The sequence below is a fragment of the Heliomarina sp. genome (genome assembly GCF_052826185.1).
On sequence record NZ_JBRBUI010000011.1, the window covers coordinates 73961 to 92485 of the forward strand.

The window sequence follows — 18525 nt, forward strand, 5'->3', positions numbered from 1 at the left end:
CAAGCGAAACCCGATCGGCGTTCTTCACAGGACGGGGGGCGCTTCCCATGAGATACACGGCGTCCGGCACGATTCAGAATGCGGTGGCGCGATGCTATCGGGCGGTGGGCGGGGTCGAAGCTGTCGCAGAACAGCTCGGCCTCGCCAATAGCACGGTGTCCTACGGCACCGAAGTCAACGAGGCCCGGCCCGGTGGCATTGGCGTCAATTACCTGGCGCGGCTCGGCCGGGCGAACGCGGCGGCGGCGGTACCGGTGGCCGAGTTCTTCTGCGATCTCGCCGGGGGCGTCTTCCAGCCGGTCGAGGTGGTCGGGGTGACCAATCTGCATGACCACTGCTGCGACGTGGCCAAGGAATGCGGAGAAGCACAGGCCGCGACCATCAAGGCGGCCTACAGCTCCAAACGCAACGAGATCGACGAGGCCGAGCGCGAGATCGACGAGGCGATCGGCGCGCTGGTGCGGGCGCGGGCCGCCCTCCGGGGCCAGCGGGGTGCGGCATGAGCCTTCAATTCAAATTCAGGCGCGCGGCGGGCATCCACCCCCTCAGTTCCGTCCCGTCAAACCGTGACCAGGGGGCGCACGGCGCGCCAAGGAACGCCCCCGACATCTCCCTGTTGGACCTGAGCGGGTGCCTCGGCATCCGCCCGATTTTTGAGGGGAGGCCAGTTTGAATAAGCCCGATAGAAAGCCGCTGCCGCAGGTCGCTGGTGAGCCTTTCCGCCTCGATCTTGTGCTGGTCGAGGTCTTTCCCGAGCACCGCAGCTTCGGCCTGTCGGCACTCGAGCCGGATGGCACGCGGGCGACGGCCGTCCTGTTCTCCGGGTTCGTGACGCCGGAGATGCCCGCCGAGCTGCGGCGCCTTGCGGAGCGGCTCGATGAACTGGTGCGGGGGCGATCATGATCCTCCTCGGCGCTGCGATGGGCGTGTCCATTGGTTTCCTGCTGGGCTTGCTGCACGCCGAGCGGCGCGTCGCCCAGGCGAAGCAATGGCTCGACCGCGCTAATGCCACCTATGACCGCGCTTTTGCGATGATCGATGCGGCTGACGGGCAGGGTGATCCGCCATGACCCAGTCCCCCGATCTGCGGCTTGTAGATCCAACGGAAGAGATTCCGGAATACCCGGTCGAACTGACCGAGGCGCGCATGACGTCGGATTACTTCACCATGTTCTGGCATGACCGCTGGCTCTATTCCGAGACCTGCCTGAAGGCGGATCTGGACGTGCAGGGCGCGGCGCTGAACCTGTTTTTTCTCGCGCGCAAGCAAACGCCCGTCGGCAGCCTGCCGGACGATTCCGCGGTGCTGGCGAGCCTGCTGCGCATCGATATCGAGCAATGGGGCCGGCTATGCGGCCGCGCGATCACGCCGCTGAACAATTGGCGGCGCTATCGCTACGGCAACAAGGTGATCCTCGGCCATCCGATTGTGATCGAGGTCGCGCTCGACGCGGTGCACCGGCGCGAGGTGCGCGAGGCGGCGCAGAACGACAAGGCGACCTCGATGCGGCTCAAGCGGCTCGGCGAGCTGATGATCGAGATCGGCTGCGACGCGCGCATGACGCAGGACAAGATCCTGCTGGAACGGCTCGATGCCTGGCTCTTGGAAAACCACGTCGGACAGCGGCGCATGCCGCGCTTCGAGGCCTCGCTAAATGCGGCGCTTCGGCATGCGGTGCAGATGGGCTGGATTAACGGAGGGCGATAAGGCGCTGTAATCAGGACTTAAAAATCTGTGGAGTAACAGAATGGAACAGTTCCGTAACAGTTCGGAACAGTTACGCACAGAACGGAACAGTTCTGCACAAAGAAGAAGAAAAGAAAGAAGAGAAAAAGAGAACCACGGAACGCGACGGGTGCGACCAGGCGGGACGGGGCGAGAAAGGCGAGAGCGAGGACGGGCAATGAGCAGTGAAGACGGGGAAACCAAACGGGACCGGGTGCGAAGACTGCTGATCGGGCCGCTGCAGGCAGCGGGGTTCCGGTTCAAGAAAGGCACCGACGCGGCAAAGGCCAAGGCGGAACTGGACAGGATCGCCGATGCGCTGGCGTACATGAGCGACGCGGATCTGGAAACCATGGCCGAGCTGATGTTGACCAAAGGCGAGGGGGCGCAGCGCTGTTTCTGGCCCGCCTTCGCGACCTTTGCCTTCTGGGCGGATCATGTGAACCCGCGCCCGCTGGAAGAGCATCCGCGCCTGCTGTCCTGGTTCCGCTCACGTGCCGGGGAGCGTGCCCTGCAGAATGGGGCGCTAGTGGCGGAATATGTATATTGGAAACAGCACAAGGCGCCGCCGGTAAAACCGCAGGCCATCCGCTTGGTCGAGGATAAGGCGCGGGAATACAATGGCAAAGCCGAATTGATCCGAGACCGTCAGCGCCGAAACTTCCAGATCCCGCCCGAGGATCTCGACTGGCTGTCCCGGTTCGACCGCGCGGCCGAGCGGCTGAGCCGGATCGTTGCGGAAGGCATCGAGGACCGGGAAGGGGAGCAGGCGGCATGATGGCGGTGCGTCACATCCAGCCAGCGCGCGGCTCGGCAGCGGCCACGCCAGTAAGCATTCAGGAATTGCTGGAATGGGCGTTTCGCTCCGAATGTGCGCAGCTAGACTTCGACGAGATCCGCGCGAGCTCCGGCGCTAACATGCAGTCCTATGGCGCAGAGTACCTGCTGATGCAGCGCCAACTACTCGGCTGCAAGATCGACGGCGGCGGAAGGTCGGAGCCGCACCCGGATGCCGAGATCGTCGCCTCGGCCGTCGCGGCGCTACCGGTCAGCCACGGTGGTCGCCCGATGGCGATCCGCATCGCGGAACTCGCCCGGGCTGGCATGGTACCAGACTGGGCGCCAGAGGCGCGCATGGTCTGCGAGCCAGTGCAGTGGCAGTCGCAGCTTAAACACGGGCGGCGTCACGCGAAAACGGTTGCCGTTGGGAAAGAACGCTATGTCTATCGCGGTCGGCTGCGCGAATACGAAGTTCGACTTTGTCCGGTCAGGTTCCGGAACGATGCGGCTTACCTAGCCTCGCTGCGGCGCGAGTATCTTCTGTGGTGGGGCGCGCTGAGGGAACTCAGGGAAACGTTTCGGGTCTATGGTGGGTTGTCTGCGTTCGCGGTTACAGAGGCAATGCCGGTGATGAAGCCTTGGGTTTGTTGAAGTTGGCGAAAATCGATAATTTAAATATGTTTTATTCCCTAGTTGTGGTATTAATTTCGGTGTCGTTAACTTGTTCTTGCCTTATTGCTCGTGGCATTGCGGTAATATTGATACGTCCCGAACTCCTATTTGCAACGTCTTAATTACGCGAGAAGGAAAGGAATTATGAGCGATGAAATACGATTGAAAGAGTATGATTTTCTAAGAAACGAAATCGCAGAGAGAAGCAATCAGCAGTTTGTGCTGGAGCGAAATGTTGCTATAGGAATTGGTGCTGTCTTTGGGTTGATAATTCAGTTAAGCGAGAATGAATTTGATTCGCTCGTGAACCCGTCAGTTCCTAGCTTGGCCATGCTTGGGTTATGGTGGTTACCTTACGTAATTTTACAAGGAGGGTACTTCCGTTGGAAAGCGAACGAGGAAGAGATATCCAATATCGCAAAATTTCTTAGAGAGGGAGTCGATGAGGAAAGATATGAGAAATTTAAGTCAGATGCGGATAATAGTATAAGTGAAAATAGGAGGTGGCGATATCTACGCAACACATGGATTTCACTTACAATAATTGCCGGTGCTGCCGCCGGTATCCAGACCATTTACGTGTTCGTCTATGATATTTTAATTCAAAATTGACATTAATGCATGCAGGCAGTTTTATCTGTGTGATTCTAAACTGAGCTCTTCGATCATGGTCGTAATGGAATTTTGTCAAAACTAATTTTAGAAATAGACTCTATCGACCTGTGTCTTATATTTGACGCAGCGCAATCGACCCGGATGTGGTTCTAAGCGGGCTATTCAGAAACTTTCTTTACAAATTGAGATTTCAAGCTCATATGACCAATTCCGGGAAGTTTACAGTCTATGTCATGATCGCCGTTGACCAACCTGATGCCGCGAACCTTAGTGCCGACCTTAACCACCGACGAAGAACCTTTGACTTTTAAGTCCCTGATAACGATGACTGTGTCACCCTCCGCAAGGACATTCCCGGCTCTGTCGCGAACATCTTGGAGCTGTGCCAGCTAGTTCATGCGGTACCGACACGTGTCCGCATTCTAGGCAGTTCAGCAGAGCATCGACCTGATAAACATAGGTCGAGGAGCATTCAGGGCATGGTGGTAATGTAACGGTCATGGTTTGGTCCAATTATCTCATGACAGTCTCGAGAAAAGCGGAAATTTCAGTATTGCGGCCCTTAGCGGACTTTCGCCGTGTTGCCTGATGCTGCGATGCGGCTTTTCGAAATCGGTCATCAATCACTTCGAGCGGCACGGTGCGCCTTGCGAAGGTCAGCGAAAACGGCGGGATTAACCTTAGCTGCGCTATGGTATGAGGTCCGAGTGCACTCAGCGAAATCTGTGAAACCGTCCCACCTTGGGATAGGCAGGGTGCCGAACCCTATACTCGTACTTGCACACGCTCACGAACGCGGTTGTAAATTCTGATCGCCGGTTGATGCTCAAGTTCCACGACAACGGCAAACCGCTGATCAAAAACTTGGTCCACCGCCCAGTGGGACAGGCACCGCACGACGAGATAGTAGACCTCTCCATACTCCTCCGTATCACGCTTGAAAGTGATGGATGCCGTCTGAAGCGTATTGTTCGCGCGCTCGTCCGACCCGGGTTGGAGCTTGCACTTAAACTTCTCCGGCACGGCTGGTGCAGCTCCCTCCGAAGCCTTGTCTCTATCGCGGAAATGCTCGAAGAGCTGTGCCTCGTCGATGCCGCGCAATAGGCGGAAATCCATCTTGGTACCTAGATAGTCATTCCGAGTGCGGCGGACGGGTGGGTCGTAGGCAAGGGAGACCCGGATCGTGCGGTCACCGCCAGTTCTGAACTCAGGTGGGATGGGTAAGCGGTATACCGCGAATTGATCCATCTCCAAGGCGTCCTCGGCGTAGAGAATAACACGATGATCATCCGAGTAGGCGGCGCGGCTGGTATCAACGACCCCGTTGCCTCCGATCCTGACACGTTCGACGGAGGTCATCGCGGCCAACCGCCGTTCAAAGGCATCGGGCGAGCGCGCCGCGCCCACGAGGAGCGCTCGCAAGAGGTTGGCAGACGCATCGGGCATGCGACGCAGCAGGCGCGCGGCTTTGTGGATCAACAGAGGCGCCGCGAAGGATGTGCCTGCAGCGGCGGTTAAGTACTGCTCCGTGTAGCGATGATTTAAAGTGATCACCCCCGCTGCGGGCAGGCGCGGCGCGCCTGCCAAGCTGACCGAAGGTACGTCGAAAACAGCTGTGCCGCCGAGATCGACAAGGTCAGGCTTTCGAATGCCGCCTGCCCCAGGACCAACGCGTGTGAAGGGCGATGGTTCGCCCCATTCGTGCGTAATAGGTCGTATGTTAACATCGTATGCATGCCGAGCGTCGAGGCCTGTCCCTCCCGCTACAGAGCCTACCGTAATGACGTTCGCGGCACCCGCAGGCTCGGCCAACCGGTTTTCAGGCTCGAGCAGGTAGGTCGGATATACGGTTACTAATTCCTCCGACGTGGCCGCCATGAAGGGTCTTGGCCGCCCGCGATTACCGGCGGAGACGACAATTAATACGTCGAGTTCGCGAGCGAGCGCGTCGAGGGTCGCGGCCCAAGGGCCGACGCGACCCTGGGCGAGGTTCGCGTTCACATCTCCAAGAGACAGTACGAACAGCCTACAGCCCGAGTCCGCATGTAGCGTGCGAATTGCGGTGTCCATTACACGCGGCACGGTGCGTCGTTCCGGGAACCGGCCGTTGTCCCCCACTACCTTAGCCACAGCCAACCGTCCAACCGGCTCCAAGGGACCCACCGAAATTGCATCGCGTAGGTCGCCGAAGAGCGCAGTGCCCGCGACAGATGTGCCGTGCCCCCAAACGTCAGCAGCGCCGGTAATGCCCTCGCCGACGTGACGACTGACGATGAGTCCGTTCAGAAGGGGATGATCATTCAAGCCACTGTCGAGTATGCCGATAACTGGCGCACCTTCCGGCGGTTCGAGGACAAGGGGAATTGCACCCGCCTCCAAGGCCACCAGTGGCTGGGCTTCGAGATCCGGTTCCGGGGGGAGGTCTATCAGCGCGATCTCGGGCACTCCGAGGAGAGGTCTGAGGCCGCGCCCTGTCGCTTCCACGCGCATTACGGTGATGGAAGGTCCGATATAGTTGTCGTAAACGGCCCCGCCTTGAGCGATTAGAAAGCGCTCGATCTCCGCCACCTTCGCTGCTCGCTGGGCCCGGGCGCCGAACTCCCAAAGTTCGATGTCGAGTATGTACTGCACATCATCCTGTAGGTCTTCCGCTTCGGTGAAGCCTGCGGCCTTTATCTTCGGCCCGAGTCGATCCCGCGGGGAAAGTCCTCCTACACCATCAATTCGCCCTACGAGGCCGGCGTAGTTCGGATTTTTTTGACCCGGATTGGCAGGTGGTTCGTCGAACTTACTAAGGCGGTCGATGAACTCAGTCAGGTCGCCTGTCGAAGAGAAAAGCAGCACTGTGCGATCTGCATCGCTGGAGACCACCGAGAGGCCGAGCCTTTCCCAATCGCTTTCGGCGATGTGTCCATCGACGCGTACGCGAAGTAGTAGAGAGGGATCGACGAAGGCGGCCGGCTTTGCAGCTCGTTGTTCCGCCAACGCAGTTCTGGTCTCCGCTTGGAGGGTGCCGCCATGACCGCCAGCTCGTCCAGGTGGGGCGCTGCCGCCGCCAGTTTTACGGCGTGCGATCGGCATGCGGGCACGGATCAGTTGCAGGTGGTCGAGTTGTGCCATTGCCGCATTCCTACACGGAAGTGGCGCCTGCACCTCCTACGCTATTCCTTGCGCGTCGGCGCTCGGAATTGCGTAGGGCTGAGCGCAGGTTGCCGTCTGTCAGACCCGTGTTGCCATCCAGTATCGACAGCTTAATCGCTTGTTGGGCGATCCGAGCCAGTTCCGCATAGGAACTACCCGCCAGGCGGTCGACATAGGTAGCCGGATCGATGGACGTAGCCACGTTGCGGAAAGCGTGGCGTAGATATGCTTCGATCATACGCTCGTCGGGTAGATCGAACCAGACCACTTCATCGAACCTCCGCCAAATCGCTTGATCAAGCTGGCCCGCAAGGTTCGTAGCCGCGATGAGAAATCCACCGGGCTCGATCTGCTCAATGAACATCAAAAGACTGTTAACCACACGGCGCAACTCACCGGTCTCGGACGCCTCTTCCCGCGAGCGCGCCAGTGCGTCAAACTCATCGAAAAAAAGGACACACGGCTGGCGCCGCGCGAATTCGAAGGTCTTGCGGATGTTCGTGGCCGTCTCGCCCAGGTATGATGACACGAGGCTGTCGAGGCGCACATGAAAGAAGGGTAGTCCCAACTCACCGGCGAACACCTCTGCGCACATGGTTTTTCCCGTGCCAGGCGGGCCGCAGAAAAGAAGTTTAGAACGCACTTCGAGACCATGGCGGCGAAGGCGGTCGGCCTGCCGGAATTCACGTATGATGCCAGCGAAAAGTTCAGTATTTTCCTGCGATAGGTGAAGCTCGGTATGTGTGCGCTGTGGCTCCACTCGTTGTATGAAATCGCGGGCTTCGTCGGGGAAGGGCAGGAGTTTATTTGTAGCAGCCTTTTGGCTCGCACCTTCACCGAGGCGTTCGAGAGACTTGCGCAAGGAGCTCGCGAGCACTCGATTGCCCTTGCGCTCCTCCTCACCGATGATCTGCTCAACTACGGTGCGGAATTTGTCATCTCGACCGTAGCTCGTTAGGAGCTTTTTCATCAGTTCGCCACGTGCCATTTCGTCTCCCTCGTCTCCCCTTCCCTACATGCACGGGAAGGGAGTTGACAACAACAATTCAGATCGCGCAGGCCTCTTTGCAAGACTGAGTGATACCGATGCATGGCGACACGGTGGTACTTGAGGCCACCCAAGTCAATCCACGTATAAAGACACGTGCCGAAAAATGGCCTTGCCGAAACAGGTCGAGGCCTCCCGTCGGTTACCATGCCGCATTTCAAGAATGGGGCATGGTGCCGTCACGCAGTGTTACTGGACTACCCAGTTCGCGGTCAGTTCTGAATGGCGGCTTCCATCATTTCCGGTCAATCGGATTGTCTCCGCGGCGAACGTCCGGAAACCGCCCGTTGGTGGCAACAGAATACACACAGCCCTATTCAAGAGCTGCAAGCGGCGAATGTTTGCGGTCCGCCCTAAGCGCCCATCATATGCCTTCCATGGGAACATTCTATTGACTTGAGAATGTGAGCTTGTTTACAAAAAGCCAGCAACTGATTTGCGCCCGGCGGAGAGATCCGACCGGGCGCTTCGCGTTTCTGTGGTCGGCATCGGTGGACGGTGGTGCCACACGGGTCTTCGGGTCCTTCCGGGGCTGTGGACGTATGCGGTGGGCGATAGCGCATGAGTTTCGCGCCGCTAAACATTCGCAAAAGCCTAAACCAGATGGGCCTAAACAAGAGGAAAAGGGTAAACTGAGAGCGATGGCGATATGGCTGGCTTAACTGCGACGGACTTGGCTTCCCGGCTGAACCTGTCAAAGGGACGCATCAGCCAGCTGGTTGCCGATGGACGCCTCGATGGCTGCTATTCTGGAACGGGCCGAGCTCGGCGGTTCGATGAAGCAGCTTGTATGGAGGCTTTGAATCGCAAGCTTGATCCGGGTCAGATGCTCGGCAACGGGGCGGGAACCAAGAAACGCATTGTCGAGATTGCGGACGACGAAGACGACGGTGCGCCAAAAGTTCGTCCCAGCGACGAACTGCCTTTGCGAGATCCGGATCGCTATGAGCTGGCCCGGATCCAGAAGGTCGAAGAAGAAGCCCGTAAGCTGCGCCGTGCCAATGCCGAAGCCGAAGGTAGCATGGTGCTTACGGCCGCCGTCCATCGTCAGGTCGCGAAGCAGATCGGTCAGGAAATCGCTGAGTTTGAGACTGTGCTGCGTGAAGCCGCCCGAAAGGTCGCGGATCGGTTGGGGGTAGACTATCGCTCCGCTCGGCAAATCATGATCGAGACCTGGCGGGATCATCGGGGCACCCGGCAGGTGGTGCTGGAAGATCAAGCCGAAGCCGCCGAATTGTCGGAAGAAGAGGCGGAGGCGAACTTCTGATGGGGTTCTTGATTTCGGCCGAACGTGTCATCGCCCTCGCTCTTGCCGAGGCGATGGCACCGCCACCGCCGCCGGACATCACCCGATGGTGCGAAGAGAACATAGTTTTTGACGAACGTTCGCCGATGCCGGGTCCGTTCAGGATCGACCGGTTCCCGTTTCTCAGGCAGATCCACGAAGTTCTGTCACCGGAGCACGCCGCGCGGGAAGTGACGATCCGAGGCTCGGCACAGTGGGGTAAGACCGTGTCGATCGTGAATCCGGTGGTTGGTGCCTGGCACGAGTTCGGCCCACTGGACAGCCTTGTGGTGCATCCGACGACAAGCGCGGCGACGGAATGGGCCGACAATAAGTGGCTGCCGATGCGTCGTCAGGCCCCGAGCCTTCGGCGGATATTCGGAGAAGGCAAGGGAGACAACAAGGACGCCAAGTTCAATCAGGAAACCTTGGCAAGAAACGGTTCGCTGAAGATAGCGAGTGCAGGTTCTCCAGATGACCTTGCCGGCACGTCGCGCCGGCTGGTGGTCATGGATGACGTGGCAAAGTTCGAGATGACCGCGAAGGGGGATCCTGAAGCTCTCGCCGAAAGCCGGGCATCAGGTTTTGAAGATGCCAAGCTGTTGCGGGTTTCCACGCCGCAAATCAAGGGGACTTGCCGGATCACGCGAGCCTATGATCGCAGTGATCGACGCCTCTACTTCGTGCCTTGTCCGCATTGCGGGCATGAAGCGCCGCTCACTTGGCAGAACTTCCGGAAGAACCTCGATCCGGAGCGTTTACACGCCGCGTGCTTCAGCTGCGATGACTGTGGCGCGGTCATCGCCCATGCCGATAAGGAAAAGATGGTCGCGGCCGGTCATTGGGAGCCTCAGAACCCGGCAGGTGACCATCCGGGGTTCCATCTGTGGCGTGCCTATGCGCCGCAACGGGACTGGGCATCGATTGCCGTTGATTACGCCCGCGTCATGGGATGGACGGCGGTAAAGACCAGCGGCGAAACCGAAGCGGCGATTGCCGACAAGGTGAACGCGGAAACCGAGCAGACGTTTTTCAACGACGTGCTTGGTTTGCCCTTCGAGCAGGCGAGCAAGGGGCCCGATTGGGAAGCGTTGCGGAACCGGGTGGAAAATGCACCCGAGGAGGAGGGGCGGCCAAAGGGCGTAGTACCGGCACGGGGCATCATCCTCACTGCGGGCGTTGACTGTCAGGGCGACCGGATGGAAGTCCACGTCGTTGCTTTTGGTGCCAATTACCGGCGGTGGGTGGTCGATTACATCGTGCTGCCGCATCACATCGGGGATGACGAGGGCAGGGCCGCTCTGGATGCCATCCTTAAAACGACGTGGCGTACCGAGCGCGGACTTCGTCTGCCTCTGGATATGATGGCGATCGATGGCGGTACCTTTACCGAAGACGTCTGGTCTTTCGCCAAACGCTGGCCGTGGTCGCGGGTGATCATCGTGAAGGGAGCCAGTTCGTCGACCGGGCCCGTCATGGTGCCGCAGCAATTCGAACGGCGCTCCGATGGCGCTGCGAAACGTCGCCAGAAGCGGGCGTGGATGTTGAACGTGAGCCAGTTGAAGGCCGACTTCTACACATGGTTGGACAAGGATGATCCGGTTGAGCGCGGCTACTGCCACATCGCCCGGGGGCTGGGAGATGAGTATTTCCGCCAGATTACATCGGAAGTCCGAGTTCTCAAGCGGTCCCGCACCGGCGTGGTGACCAGCTCCTGGGATCTTGTCGAACCGACCCGCCGAAACGAAGGGCTCGATACAATGATTTACGCGGAAGCTGCCGCTCGGCGCAAAGGGTGGACGTCTCTCACGGCGGAACAGTGGGCGGCATTCGAAGCAGAGCGGGGCATCGCGCCGGAAGAGCCGCAGCGAGACCTGTTTGAAGAAACCATAGTTGTTTCGCCGGCCGTGGCGACAAAGCCGAAGCCGCAACACAATGCATCGGAAAAGCCGGGTTGGCTCGGTGGCCGACAGAAAGGGAAATGGTTGTAATGGATACGCCAGAACAAGAGCTTGCCAGATTGAAGAGCATCAAGCGTTCAGGCGTCTTGCGCGTCGAATACGAGGGCAAGGTGACCGTGTACCGTTCGATGGCGGAGCTGAATAACGCGATCTTCGATCTCGAAACGGAAATCGCGACCGCGTCCGGCAAGCGTCGGCCAAATGTCATGCTCACTCGGTTCTCGCGGGGCTGAACATGATGAATGAACGGGATCCGTCCGTGCCTCTCGGTTTCGCCGAGAAGGCGATTTCGGTGTTTTCGCCGAGAGCGGCGGCGCGCCGCTATGCAGGCCGGGTTGCACTGGAAAACATGCGCAGATCCTACGAAGGCGGGTCGCATACCCGCCTGACGGATGGCTGGAAGACCACCAGAACTTCCGCAGACAGCGAGATTTCCGTCGCCGGGCAGGTGCTGCGCGACCGGATGCGGGATCTGGTGCGCAACAACAGCCTCGCGGCAAATGCTGTTCAGGTGCTGGTCAGCAGTATGGTCGGGCCCGGCATTAGACCTCGGGCCAAAACCGGCCATGAAGCGCTCGATAAGCGCGTAGATGGTCTGTTTGAGCAGTGGAGCAAGCAATGTGATGCCCATGGGCACACGGATTTCCACGGGCTTGTAAATCTTGCGGTCCGAGAAATGCTCGAAGGAGGTGACGTCTTCGCGGTGAACAGGCCAAAGCGCCCGTCGCGAACGCGCGTTGTGCCGCTGGAAATCGAACTGATGGAAGCGGATCATCTCGACACCGGGCGCTGGCAGACTGGTGAGGATGGCTCGCGCATATCGCAAGGGATCGAGTATGACCGCTCGGGGCGTCGATCGGCATTCTGGCTGTACCCGGACCACCCCGGTGACAACAGCGCGGTGTTCCGCAGGAGCCTTGTTTCCAAACGGGTGCCGGCCTCGAAAGTGGCGCATCTCTTTGAGCGCCAGAGGGTTCAGTCGCGGGGGGTGCCCTGGGGGACGCCTGCACTGCGGGCGCTGCGGGACCTCGACGATTGGCAACTGGCTGAGCTGGTGCGCAAGAAAACCGAAGCCTGCATGGTCGGGATCGTGTTTGGCGACGAGGATGGCGGTCAGGGCGGCGTCGGGGCGCGTCCCATGATCGAGGATCAAAACGGCAACCCGATTGAGCAGTTTGAGCCGGGCCTTCTGGCTTATGCGCGCAACGGTCGCGATATCAAGTTCAACACGCCCGGATCGACCGCCGGGGTGCGCGACTGGAACTCGGTGCAGCAACATATCATTGCCGCCGGGTTCCGGATTCCCTACGCGCTGCTAACCGGGGATCTGCGCGAGGCGAATTATTCGAGCAGCCGGGTTGGCATCAATGAGTTTCGCAGAATGATCGACCAGGTGCAGTGGCTGATCATTATCCCGATGCTGTGCCAGAAGTTGTGGGACTGGTTTACCGAAGCGGCATGGACGGCGGGTCTCCTCCCGTCCCCGACGGTGGCAGTCGAGTGGTCGACGCCAAAATTCGAAAGCGTCAATCCGTGGCAGGATGCGCAGACGGATCTTCTCGAGGTGCGCGCCGGGTTTACCTCCTTGCCAGAGCAGATCGCGAAGCGCGGCTATAACGCCGAGGATGTTCTCGAGGAACAGAAGAAGGCGCTTGATAAGGCGGATGCCCTCGGCCTCGTGCTCGATAGCGATCCGCGCAAAGTGACCAAGCAAGGTCTGTTCCAAACCGAGCCAACGGCGGAGACGGATCCGCCGGCGCCGCCCAAAGGCAACGAGAAGGACTAAAATCATGCCGAAGGACATTTTTGAGATCCCGCTTGTTGCGCGGGAGGCTTCGGTGCGCCTGGAAGCCATCGATATCGAAGCGCGCACCATCGAGGTCGTCTGGACCACGGGGGCCACCGTTCAGCGGGTTCGCTGGGAGGGGTGGGACGACCGGGTTGAATATGACGAGGAACTGGAAGTCTCCGATGACGCGCTGCGTCTTGAGCGTCTCGACAACGGGGGACCGTTCCTCGACAGCCATCGCGCCTGGGGCGGTGTTTCTACGGTTCTCGGGAGCGTGGTGCCGGGTTCGGTGCGTGTTGAGGGCGGCAAGGGCTATGCAACGATCCGGCTGACCAGCGCCGAGGACGCGGCCGGCGCGGTGCATCGCATCCTTGAAGGGACCATCAACAAGGTCTCCGTCGGCTACCGGGTGCACCGGTACGACATCACCAAAAAAGACGGCGAGCGCGAAATCTGGCGCGCCGTCGATTGGGAACCTTACGAAATTTCGGCGGTCTCCATGCCCGCCGATCCCGGAGCAGCCATCAGCTCGGAGAGATCCGGCGTGGCGGACTGCTATCCTTGTGTCCTGAACCGGCAGGACAGCACAGCCGCAGCCGTGGCGTTTGAGAGAGGGACGAATATGTCCAAGAACGGTAAGCCCGCGGCCGGGCAAGATATGGGCCGCAATGACGCCGAGGGCGGTGAGGAACAGCGCGACGCGCCCGAGACCACGGAAACCCCGACGCCGCCCACCGCCCCGGAAACGCGAGACAATCCCACGGATGTCGCAGAGCGCGCCGTTGCCGCAGAACGCGAGCGCTCGGGGGTCATCTCTGATCTCTGCCGTCGCCACGACCTCGGGAGCGATTTCGAGCAAAACCTGATCCGGACCGGCGCGAGCGTCGAGCAGGCGCGCACAAAGATTCTCGACGCCATTGCCGAGCGGGATCCGCTCGAGGGGCGCTCGTATGAACCTGCCCGTGTGAAGCGGCAAGACGGCCAGCAAGTCGGCTTTCGCAATGCGGTGACCGCTGCTTTCGAGCATCGCTGCAACCTGTCTTCGGACCTGCCGGAAGATGCCCGCGAGTTCCGGGGGATGAGCACCCTCGAGGTGGCGCGCGAAGCTTTGGGCCGGATCGGGATCAACACGCGTGGCATGGCCAAGATGGAAGTCGCCCGGCTCGCCTTTGATACCCGTGCAGCGGGTTATCACTCCACCTCGGATTTTCCGATCCTGCTGGCGAATGTCGCGAACAAGTCGCTTCGGAAAGCCTATGACGAAATTCCGCGTACATTCACAGCCTTCTGCCGACGTGAATCCCTGCCGGACTTCAAGGAAACCACCCGCGTCCAGATCTCGGGTGCCCCGGACCTGTCGAAAGTCGCGGAATCCGGCGAGTTCAAGTATGGCAAGATGGGCGAGGCAAAAGAAGCCTATGCCCTGTCGACCTACGGCAAGATCATCGCGTTTACCCGTCAGATGCTGATCAATGACGACCTGGGCGCGTTTTCCCGGCTCGCCACGGCATTCGGGGCCCGTGCGGCGGATCTCGAGGCGGATATCGTGTATGCGATCCTGACGCAGAACCCGACCATGGGCGACGGCACGGCCTTGTTCCATGCCAGCCATGGCAATCTCGGGACGGCGTCGGTCATCGATGAGAAAGCCCTGACGTCGATGTATCGGGCCTATGCCAAGCAAACCGGGATCGAAGGGCACAAGATTTCCGTATCGCCCGACATGATCATCGTTCCGCCGGGCCAGCGCGCCGTTGAGGCGCGCAAACAGCTGACGGCGACGACGCCGAGCAGCACGGCCGATGTAAACACCTATGCCGGGCGGATGCAGGTGATCGAAGAGCGTCGGTTGATCCCGACCTCCGGGCAGGATCCGTGGTTTGCCGCTGCGGCGCCGACCATGATCGACACGATCGAATATGCCTATCTCGATGGGCAGGACGGCGTGTTCACCGAAACCCGGATGGGGTTCGAGGTCGATGGCATGGAACTCAAGGCGCGCCATGATTTCGGCGCCAAGGCCATCGATCACCGGGGCTTTTACAAGAATCCCGGCGCCGCTGCGGCCTGATCAGCGACTTGATCCTTAGCTTCACGTCCTCGGGAGGCTATCGACCGCGCCCGGCCATCCTCCTCCCGGCCGGGTGCACCTTTTCCCTGATATTCCGAAAGGATCGAAACGATGAAGAATTTTATCGCAAAGGGGGACACGGTTCCCTTCACGGCCTCCGGCGATGTGACGTCCGGTCAGGGCGTCTTGTCGGGCTCGCTGTTTGGCGTGGCGGCGGGTGACGTCGCCGATGGCGAAACCGGCGAGATGAACACCACCGGTGTTTTCGAACTGCCTAAAGTCGGCTCACAGGCCTGGACACGCGGCGTCAAGGTCTACTGGACCCCCGGCGGCAATGCGACCACGACGGCGTCCGGTAACACATTGATCGGCGTTGCCTATGAGGTCGTCGGTTCCGGCGCCTCCGAGACGGTCGGCCAGGTTCGCCTTGGCTTGGTTGCCTGACCCATGAATGCGTTCAGCGCCGCCGTGGATGCCATCTTCGCCGACCCCAATATGGCAGTCGACGCGGCGTATCGTTCCGGCGGCGCTGATCCGGCCACTTCAATCCGTGCGATCAAGCGCGCTCCGGATGAAATCGCGGAGTTCAATTCTGGCCGGTTTGTTTCCGACACAGTTGTCTTCGATCTCAGGGTCTCGGATGTTGCCAATCTGACGGTGGGCGACACGCTGGCTATTGATGGCGATACCTACCAGGTCTTCGGTGAACCGCGTCGTGACAGCGAAAGACTGGTCTGGACAGCGGAGGTCCGCCCCGTTGCGGTTTGAGTTTTCCACCCAAGGCGATCCGGTTGAGATCATGTTGGCCGAAGTGGCGCGTGCCGAGCGCGCGGTTTCGCGCGGAACTAGGCGGGCAGGTGAGGGTCTGAAGCGCGACTGGCGCAACGAGGTGAAGCGCGCAGGACTTGGCAACAGGCTTGCCAACACGGTTCGCGCTCGTTCCTTCCCGCAAGGTCAGTCGAGCATCAACGCCGCCTCGCTCGTTTATTCGCGAGCGCCGGACATTCTGGATGCCCATGACCGGGGAAGTTTGATCCGGTCGAGCAGTGGATTTTACCTCGCGATCCCCATCGCGCCAGACGTGCAAAAAATGCGGGCCCCGGGAAACAAGCGCATCACGCCGGCCGGCTGGGAGCGCAAGACCGGTCGCCGGCTCCGCTACGTATATCGCCCCGGCAAGCACGCTCTTCTGGTGGACGATGGGTCAAAGACATACCGAAGCTGGAGTGATCCGTTGGATTTCAACGCAAAACGCCGATCCAAGCAGCGGCGTGCCAGGAAAACCATGCCGATCTTCGTCCTCGTGCCTTTCGCGAAGCTGCGCCAGAAGATGGATCTCGATCGGGCATCGGATGCCTGGGCGACCCGTCTGCCGGGTTTAATCCTCGACGGTTGGAAAGGCGGCACCGGTGGCTGACAGCTACAGCGAGCAAGTGCTCAAGGCCTTCTTTGCGGCCTTGCAGGTCGCGGCGCCCATCGGTGTTACGGTTGCACGCAACGAAACTTTCCCCGCCCGCGTTCCCGCTGGCGGCTGGATCTGCCTTCGCGACGGCGACCCGGGCACCCCCGAGGCGCTGATGTCGCCACCGGTATATGTCTACGAGCATCTCGCGGAGGTGGATATCGTGACGGCTCTTGATGCCGCTTCAACGCGCGACACCGTCTTTGATGCGCTCAAGCAGGTGGTCGGCGCCGCCATTGTCGCTGATCGGACGCTCGGCGGCCTGTGCGATTATGTGCTGGGCGATGCGCCGGTTCCGGTGGAGGTGCCCGTCGAGGGCGCTGAGACCTTCAAGGCCGCGACGATCGGCGTGAACCTCATCTATGGCACCAGCGACCCGCTGGCCTGATGTATCGAAAGGAATTAGAAAATGGCACGCGCTCTTGGAGCCCGCGCGCAGTTCGCGCTCGGCTTTGAATCCACCTATGGCACGCCGCCGGCATCCGGCAGTTTCTGGAAGATGCCGTTTGCGTCGACAACGCTTGGCAGCGAACAGCCGCTGCTAAGCAATGAGTTGCTTGGCTACGGGCGTGACCCACTGCCACCGGCCAAGGATGCTATCACGGCGGATGGGGATGTGGTCGTGCCGCTGGATCCGTCCTTTCTTGGGATCTGGCTCAAGGCCTTGTTTGGCGAGCCGGCGACAACAGGCGCCTCTGCGCCTTATGCCCATGAGTTCACGTCTGGTGCATACAACCTGCCGAGCTTCTCGGCCGAGGTCGGTAACCCTGACGTCCCCTCGTTCCGGATGCTGAGCGGCATCAAGGCCAACAGCATCAACTGGACCATGCAACGTTCCGGGCTGGTGACCGCGACCGTCGCCTGCATTGCGCAAGGAGAAACCACCGCGACCTCCACTGCCGTCGGGACGATGACGGAACTGCCGCTACAACGCTTTGGCGCCTTCACCGGCGCGATCAAGCGCAACGGGACTCAGCTTGGCAACATCGTCTCGGGGCAGATCACCTATACGAACAATCTCGATCGGGTGGAGACCATCCGCGATGACGGCAAGATCGACGGGGCGGATGAGGGCGAAACCATGCTGTCCGGCGAAATCGTGGTGCGCTTTGCCGACACCACCTTGCTGGACCAGGCGCATGACGGCGATCCTTGCGCGCTGGACTTCGGCTACACCATCGACGCGGGTAACTCACTGAACCTCGTGGCGCATGAGGTCTACCTGCCGAAGCCGCGCTTGCCGATCACCGGACCCGGAGGAATGCAGGCCACCTTTGCCTGGCAGGCAGCGCTCAATGCGGTCGAGGGCTGCATGGCGACCGTGACCCTGGTCAATGCAATGGCCGATTTTGACAATCCAACCTGACAGGATCCTGAATGAGACTGAACCTTTCGCCCGCTGTTGAGCGGTACGAACTATTTCCCGCGATCGCCGACAGTCCCGCCGTAGCGATCCACGCCCGCCCGGCCTTGACCGATATCGTCCAGCAAGCCTCAACAGATGATAGCCTGCTGGAGTACGCTGACGAAATCTCGAAACTGATCGAGGCCAATGAGGTAGCGACCTCTGATGGCAAGGCGGAGCTCAAATCGCAGTCCCGATTTGCCGTGCTTCTGGCCAAGGCGATCGCACGCCTGACCGTCGAGAGCTGGGAAGGCATTGAGGACCCGGACGGTTCCCCTGCACCGGTCACGCCCGATCGGGTCGATGCGCTGCTCGATCATGCGGCGATCTACAAAGCTTACGAGCAGGCATACCTGTCGAAGTGGCTGGCGGTGCAGCAGGAAAAAAACGGCTCATCGCTCTCGCTGAATGGCACTTCGGCGGGGGCGACGAATTCTGCAGGGCCTGTCCCGGCATCTGCAAAGAGTGCCCGCAAAAAACCAACCAGGCGCAAAGCGTAGAGGGACGGCAGATCTGGTCGCTTGTCCACAAACTGCGCGGTCAACGGCGTGTCGCCGGTGGCCTCTCCGT

20 protein-coding genes and 1 pseudogene are annotated in these 18525 nt (G+C 60.2%); 18 read left to right on the forward strand and 3 right to left on the reverse strand.

The window, feature by feature from the left end:
• The first annotated feature begins 47 nt into the window (after positions 1-47).
• The 7 genes from ACU0FH_RS02025 to ACU0FH_RS02055 all read left to right on the forward strand — a co-directional run bounded on the left by ACU0FH_RS02025 (position 48) and on the right by ACU0FH_RS02055 (position 3790).
• Positions 48-503, forward strand: coding sequence for a hypothetical protein (locus ACU0FH_RS02025; protein ID WP_446193130.1), 456 nt, complete (start codon positions 48-50; stop codon positions 501-503).
• 166 nt (positions 504-669) lie between these two features.
• Complete coding sequence (locus ACU0FH_RS02030; protein WP_446193131.1) at positions 670-903, forward strand: hypothetical protein; 234 nt, start codon at positions 670-672, stop codon at positions 901-903.
• The gene (locus tag ACU0FH_RS02035) at positions 900-1070 is read left to right on the forward strand and encodes a hypothetical protein (protein ID WP_446193132.1); all 171 of its coding nucleotides are present in this window, start codon (positions 900-902) and stop codon (positions 1068-1070) included. Before ACU0FH_RS02030 ends, ACU0FH_RS02035 begins: the two co-directional genes overlap by 4 nt.
• Entirely contained in the window at positions 1067-1708 is a 642-nt protein-coding gene (locus tag ACU0FH_RS02040; RefSeq protein WP_446193133.1) for a hypothetical protein, read from the forward strand. The genes ACU0FH_RS02035 and ACU0FH_RS02040 overlap by 4 nt, the downstream gene beginning before the upstream one ends.
• Positions 1709-1904: 196 nt before the next feature.
• Positions 1905-2504, forward strand: a complete 600-nt coding sequence (locus ACU0FH_RS02045) for a hypothetical protein (protein WP_446193134.1) — start codon at positions 1905-1907, stop codon at positions 2502-2504.
• Complete coding sequence (locus ACU0FH_RS02050) at positions 2501-3157, forward strand: hypothetical protein (RefSeq protein WP_446193135.1); 657 nt, start codon at positions 2501-2503, stop codon at positions 3155-3157. The genes ACU0FH_RS02045 and ACU0FH_RS02050 overlap by 4 nt, the downstream gene beginning before the upstream one ends.
• A 165-nt stretch (positions 3158-3322) precedes the next feature.
• Entirely contained in the window at positions 3323-3790 is a 468-nt protein-coding gene (locus ACU0FH_RS02055) for a hypothetical protein (RefSeq protein ID WP_446193136.1), read from the forward strand.
• A gap of 161 nt (positions 3791-3951) precedes the next feature.
• Here ACU0FH_RS02055 and ACU0FH_RS02060 read toward each other — a convergent pair.
• The 3 genes and pseudogenes from ACU0FH_RS02060 to ACU0FH_RS02070 form a co-directional block, all read right to left on the reverse strand.
• Positions 3952-4294, reverse strand: a pseudogene (locus ACU0FH_RS02060) (zinc ribbon domain-containing protein YjdM).
• A 264-nt stretch (positions 4295-4558) separates the two neighbouring features.
• A complete protein-coding gene (locus ACU0FH_RS02065; protein ID WP_446193137.1) occupies positions 4559-6913 on the reverse strand; it encodes a S8 family peptidase in 2355 nt (784 codons plus the stop codon).
• Between the two features lie 10 nt (positions 6914-6923).
• Positions 6924-7922 carry an AAA family ATPase gene (locus ACU0FH_RS02070; RefSeq protein ID WP_446193138.1) on the reverse strand — a complete coding sequence of 333 codons (999 nt, stop codon included), beginning with the start codon at positions 7920-7922 and terminating at the stop codon, positions 6924-6926.
• 850 nt (positions 7923-8772) lie between these two features.
• On the opposite strand from ACU0FH_RS02070, the gene ACU0FH_RS02075 reads away from it, so the two are divergent.
• From ACU0FH_RS02075 to ACU0FH_RS02125, 11 genes are all read left to right on the forward strand, one after another.
• Complete coding sequence (locus ACU0FH_RS02075; protein ID WP_446193139.1) at positions 8773-9249, forward strand: hypothetical protein; 477 nt, start codon at positions 8773-8775, stop codon at positions 9247-9249.
• Positions 9249-11258: a phage terminase large subunit family protein gene (locus ACU0FH_RS02080; RefSeq protein WP_446193140.1), complete on the forward strand. Its 2010-nt coding sequence runs from the start codon at positions 9249-9251 to the stop codon at positions 11256-11258. The genes ACU0FH_RS02075 and ACU0FH_RS02080 overlap by 1 nt, the downstream gene beginning before the upstream one ends.
• A complete protein-coding gene (locus ACU0FH_RS02085; RefSeq protein WP_446193141.1) occupies positions 11258-11461 on the forward strand; it encodes a phage head-tail joining protein in 204 nt (67 codons plus the stop codon). The genes ACU0FH_RS02080 and ACU0FH_RS02085 overlap by 1 nt, the downstream gene beginning before the upstream one ends.
• 2 nt (positions 11462-11463) lie before the next feature.
• Positions 11464-13014, forward strand: coding sequence for a phage portal protein (locus tag ACU0FH_RS02090; protein WP_446193142.1), 1551 nt, complete (start codon positions 11464-11466; stop codon positions 13012-13014).
• A gap of 4 nt (positions 13015-13018) precedes the next feature.
• Positions 13019-15088 carry a prohead protease/major capsid protein fusion protein gene (locus ACU0FH_RS02095; protein ID WP_446193143.1) on the forward strand — a complete coding sequence of 690 codons (2070 nt, stop codon included), beginning with the start codon at positions 13019-13021 and terminating at the stop codon, positions 15086-15088.
• Between the two features lie 111 nt (positions 15089-15199).
• On the forward strand, positions 15200-15532 hold the full coding sequence (locus tag ACU0FH_RS02100) for a DUF2190 family protein (protein WP_446193144.1): 333 nt from the start codon (positions 15200-15202) through the stop codon (positions 15530-15532).
• A 3-nt stretch (positions 15533-15535) separates the two neighbouring features.
• On the forward strand, positions 15536-15856 hold the full coding sequence (locus tag ACU0FH_RS02105) for a head-tail joining protein (protein ID WP_446193145.1): 321 nt from the start codon (positions 15536-15538) through the stop codon (positions 15854-15856).
• A gap of 31 nt (positions 15857-15887) precedes the next feature.
• Complete coding sequence (locus ACU0FH_RS02110) at positions 15888-16505, forward strand: DUF6441 family protein (protein ID WP_446193146.1); 618 nt, start codon at positions 15888-15890, stop codon at positions 16503-16505.
• Complete coding sequence (locus ACU0FH_RS02115; RefSeq protein ID WP_446193147.1) at positions 16498-16938, forward strand: acyl-CoA transferase; 441 nt, start codon at positions 16498-16500, stop codon at positions 16936-16938. Before ACU0FH_RS02110 ends, ACU0FH_RS02115 begins: the two co-directional genes overlap by 8 nt.
• Positions 16939-16959: 21 nt before the next feature.
• A complete protein-coding gene (locus tag ACU0FH_RS02120; RefSeq protein ID WP_446193148.1) occupies positions 16960-17916 on the forward strand; it encodes a phage tail tube protein in 957 nt (318 codons plus the stop codon).
• Positions 17917-17927: 11 nt separating this feature from the next.
• Positions 17928-18455 carry a hypothetical protein gene (locus ACU0FH_RS02125; RefSeq protein WP_446193149.1) on the forward strand — a complete coding sequence of 176 codons (528 nt, stop codon included), beginning with the start codon at positions 17928-17930 and terminating at the stop codon, positions 18453-18455.
• Positions 18456-18525 lie beyond the last annotated feature (70 nt).